Annotated in this window: 4 protein-coding genes; all 4 read right to left on the bottom strand. The window is 64.2% G+C overall.

Going from position 1 to position 3594, the window contains the following annotated elements; all coding sequences use genetic code 11:
- The coding region (locus ACE3UY_RS19320; RefSeq protein WP_374689112.1) for a M20/M25/M40 family metallo-hydrolase at positions 1–1020 on the bottom strand (1020 nt) is incomplete at its 3' end.
- 168 nt (positions 1021–1188) lie between these two features.
- Positions 1189–2091, bottom strand: coding sequence for a quinate 5-dehydrogenase (locus ACE3UY_RS19315; protein ID WP_374689111.1), 903 nt, complete (start codon positions 2089–2091; stop codon positions 1189–1191).
- The gene (locus ACE3UY_RS19310) at positions 2088–2600 is read right to left on the bottom strand and encodes a DinB family protein (protein ID WP_374689110.1); all 513 of its coding nucleotides are present in this window, start codon (positions 2598–2600) and stop codon (positions 2088–2090) included. The genes ACE3UY_RS19315 and ACE3UY_RS19310 overlap by 4 nt, the downstream gene beginning before the upstream one ends.
- Positions 2601–2622: 22 nt before the next feature.
- Positions 2623–3594: hypothetical protein (locus tag ACE3UY_RS19305; protein ID WP_374689109.1), on the bottom strand; the 972-nt coding region annotated here is incomplete at its 5' end.

The raw sequence follows: 3594 nt of genomic DNA, 5'->3' as shown, positions 1-3594 counted from the left end.
CACCGTGGGCACGCCCGCCGCCCACAGCGTCGCCGCATCCGTCCAGTAGGGCACGCCGGCAATCGTAGCCGGTTGGCCCAGCACGCCCGCCGACGCTTCTCGGACAGCGGTCACGATGCCGGCATCTTCCGGCGTCTCCAGCGGCGCGCGCACCAGACCGCGCCGCACCTCGGCCTTGAACGTCGCGTCGGCGCGGTTGAGCCGGTCGGCGATGTCGCGCAGCTCCTCCTCCACCGCCTCGGCCGTCTCGCCCGGCAGCGTGCGCCGCTCAAGGGACAGCAGGCAGCGGTCGGGGTATGACGACATCTCCTGCCCACCGCGAATGAGCGAGGCATGGAGGGACGGCGGCCCCAACAGCGGGTGGGCCGGCCGGGCCAACAGGTCAGCCGCCAGCCGCTCCACCTCGACCAGCACCCGCCCCATCCGGGCGATAGCGTCCACCCCCAGATCGGGCCGCGAGCCGTGGGCGGCCACACCGCGCGTCTCCATCTCCAGCCACACGAACCCTCGATGGGCGATGACGAGTTGCAGGTCGGTCGGCTCGGCCACAATGGCGGCGTCGGCGCGGTACTGTTCGGCCACGGCCATCGTGCCCAGCCCGGCGTACTCCTCATCCATGACTGCCGTCACAATCACGTCGCCGCGCAGGCCACGCCGTTTCGCCTCGGCCGCCGCCAGCATACAGGCCGCCACGCCCCCCTTCATGTCGTAGGCCCCACGGCCGTAGAGCCGGCCGTTCTCGACGCGGGGCCGCAGCAGGTCGGAGCCTTCGCTCACGCTGACCGTGTCCACGTGGCCGTTCAGCAGCAGCGTCCGACCGCCGCCCGTGCCGCGGGCGATGCCGACGACGTTCGGCCGGCCCGCGACCGGCTCGTCGCGATGCACCTCCAGCCCGGCCGCCTCCAGCCAGCGGGCGATATACGCGGCGACCTCCCCCTCCCCCGGCGCGCCGGGCACGAGGTCGGGGTTCACTGAATTGATGGCGACGAGGTCGGTCAGCAGTTGTTCGAGATCGTCCATAGTTGCTCCTGAAGAAGAATGATCCGCAGATTTCGCAGATTTAAGAACATCTCACGCAAAGACGCAAAGAACGCAAAGCGAAGAAAGCTTCTTATCTTTGCGTTCTTTGCGTCTTCGCGTGAGACTCTTCTGCAATCCGTGTAATCTGTGAAATTTGTGGATTCTTCTTTAACCGTTGAGGGGTTCGATGTTGGGATGGAAGTCGAGGCGGTCGATCAGGTCGCTCAACTCGGCCTCGGTCAGCTTACGCCCCTGGCCGCTGACGGCGACGAGCATCGCCTCCATCATGTTCGTGCCGAAGGAGCGCCCCTCCAGCCGTGGCGTCGTCGTCACCAGGTAGCGGACGCCCGCGGCGCGGAAGGCGGCCACGTCGGCCGGGGTGGTCGTGTTGGTGCAGATGATCTTGCCGTCCAGTCGGGCAGGCATGAAGCGCTTGATGAAGTGGCAGTCGCCGGCAATGACCGTGGCCCAGTCATACCATTGGCCAAACTTGGGCGTGTTCTTCTCCTGCTTCTCGCCCGTCGGATAGAGCCACTCGAACGGCAGGCGGCTGACCACCGGCAGGATGAGCGCGGCTACCCGCTTGACGCTCCCGGCTGAGCGCAACGGCAGCGGCATGCTCAGCCCGAACATCAGATCGCCGAAGACGCCCTCATAACCTGCGTCGAGGAACGACATCGCCATCCCCCAGCGATCGGCCCCACTGGTCATGAGGACGCGGCGGGGCTGCAGGGCGTGGCCGATGTGGGCGTCCATGTAGGGCGCGACCTGCCGCTCCAGCGTGTTTTTCAGGCCGGAGCCGTCCACAACCGGCGTGCGCCGTACGCCACGGACAAGTGGGGCGACGGAGTGCAACTTGTAGTACTTGTTGCCGACAGTCAGGCCCAGGTCCGTACCGCCGACGCCGAAAGCGTCTACTTGCCCGTCTAGCTCGCTATACAGTTGGGCGGCGCGCTCCATGTCGCCGTCCGTGCCGATGCGCTCGATACAGACGCGCTGGCCGAGCAGGGTCAATTCAACCGATGAGTTTCGTTTAGAGGAGCCGAGGCTAATGCTGACGGCGCGTTTCATTGTTCCTCCGTCCGATAGGGAGCTTTGTTGTCGATGTCGCCAACGTATACCGGTAGGTGATTATGGCCCAGCAACTGCCGGATTGCCATATTCTCGCCGGTGTGATACCAGTAGTGGTAGATGACTCGCTGGAGCAGGTTACCATAGGTGTAGGCAATGGGCTTGCCCTGGCTGATGACGTGCTGGCGCAGCGTCGTCGAGGTCAGCGTGTCCAGCCAGGAATCGGCCGCGGCGGTGATCGTCCGCCACGCCGCCACCATCTCCTTCAGCGACGGCGTGCTGGCCGGCGCGCCATAGGCGAACGCCCGGTCGATGTCGGGCAGGAGCAACTGCCCCTGGCCGTAGTGCAGGAAGTAGCGTTGCTCCTGCCACGCCAAGTGGCCGACGTTCCAACTGAGGCAGTTCATCGGCAGGAAGCGGCGGCGAGCCTCTTCGTCACTCACGCCTTTGACGGCGCGATGAAATTCGTAGCGGGTGAAGCGGAGTTGGTCGATCAGGGGGTGCGTCATCGTTGGTGTTCTGTAAGTGCTATCACGGTTGACACGTCGACGGGCGGCTGCACTCGTCCGCCGCAGCCCGCGATTCAAACGTCACGTCGTAGTCAAACTCTGTCTGGGCTGTGTCCGCGCGGATGATCGCGTGCGTGGCGACGTTGTCTGTCCAGAAGGCGTGGCTCAGGCCGCTATTATAGAACCCACAGAAGATCATGCCCGCGCCCGCCGGCCGCGTATCGTCGAGGACTACTTTCAGTCCCGGTTTGTAGGCCGGTTCGATGGGCGGATGACCCTGAGTGGCCGTATCGACGTTGTTGTACTGCCCCAACACGTCTAGCGACAGTCTGTTAGCCCGATCTTGCGGGCAATGATCGCGCCCCGGAATCCAGCGAAAACCGGGGCCGTCGCCAAGAGTGACAATTACCTCGGACATGTCGCCCGTATTGCCAACACCCCCGCCTAACAAGGGTACGTCAATCAGGTAGTTGCTGGCTATCTTGTATAGCTTCAAGTCGCCCGGCGAATTTCCGAGTTCGTCATCCAGCGTCACGTGATACGTTCCCGTTCCCCTTACTACGCGCGCGGTGGAATCATAAACAAGGTCTAGTGTCATCCGCCACGTCCCAAAATCGCCCGTTGCGCCCACCGAGACCAGACCAGAAGCGCTGACGCGGATGCGGTCGGGATAAGCGGTGACGCTCTCAATGACAGTGTGGGCCGCACTGGAGTCAACCAGGTACGGCTGGACATACCACGAAGACCCCCAGCCGTTCGCGTCCCGGCCGGGATGCGGTCGCAGGATTAACATACCCCAATCATGGATCGCGGTCAGGAAGTGATAATCGGCGCATTTCAGGCGGTACTCGGTAGCCTCGCCCACGACAAGGGTTTCCACAGAGTAGCAGGGGTAACCGCGGACGACGACTGGCACGTAAACGGGCGCGACGGTCGGCGCGAGTGTGTCGGTGCGCGCCGTCGTCACGCCAACGATGATGAGGAGAAAGAGGCT

The sequence above is a fragment of the Promineifilum sp. (SeqCode) genome (genome assembly GCF_041918635.1).
Lineage (GTDB): Bacteria > Chloroflexota > Anaerolineae > Promineifilales > Promineifilaceae > Promineifilum.
This window is presented reverse-complemented; position numbering and strand designations above follow the sequence as displayed.

What these genes read in the sequence shown, in the direction of transcription:
- ACE3UY_RS19315 (WP_374689111.1), bottom strand. Translation starts at nt 2,091, where the DNA reads ATGAAACGCGCCGTCAGCATTAGCCTCGGCTCCTCTAAACGAAACTCA.
- ACE3UY_RS19310 (WP_374689110.1), bottom strand. Translation starts at nt 2,600, where the DNA reads ATGACGCACCCCCTGATCGACCAACTCCGCTTCACCCGCTACGAATTT.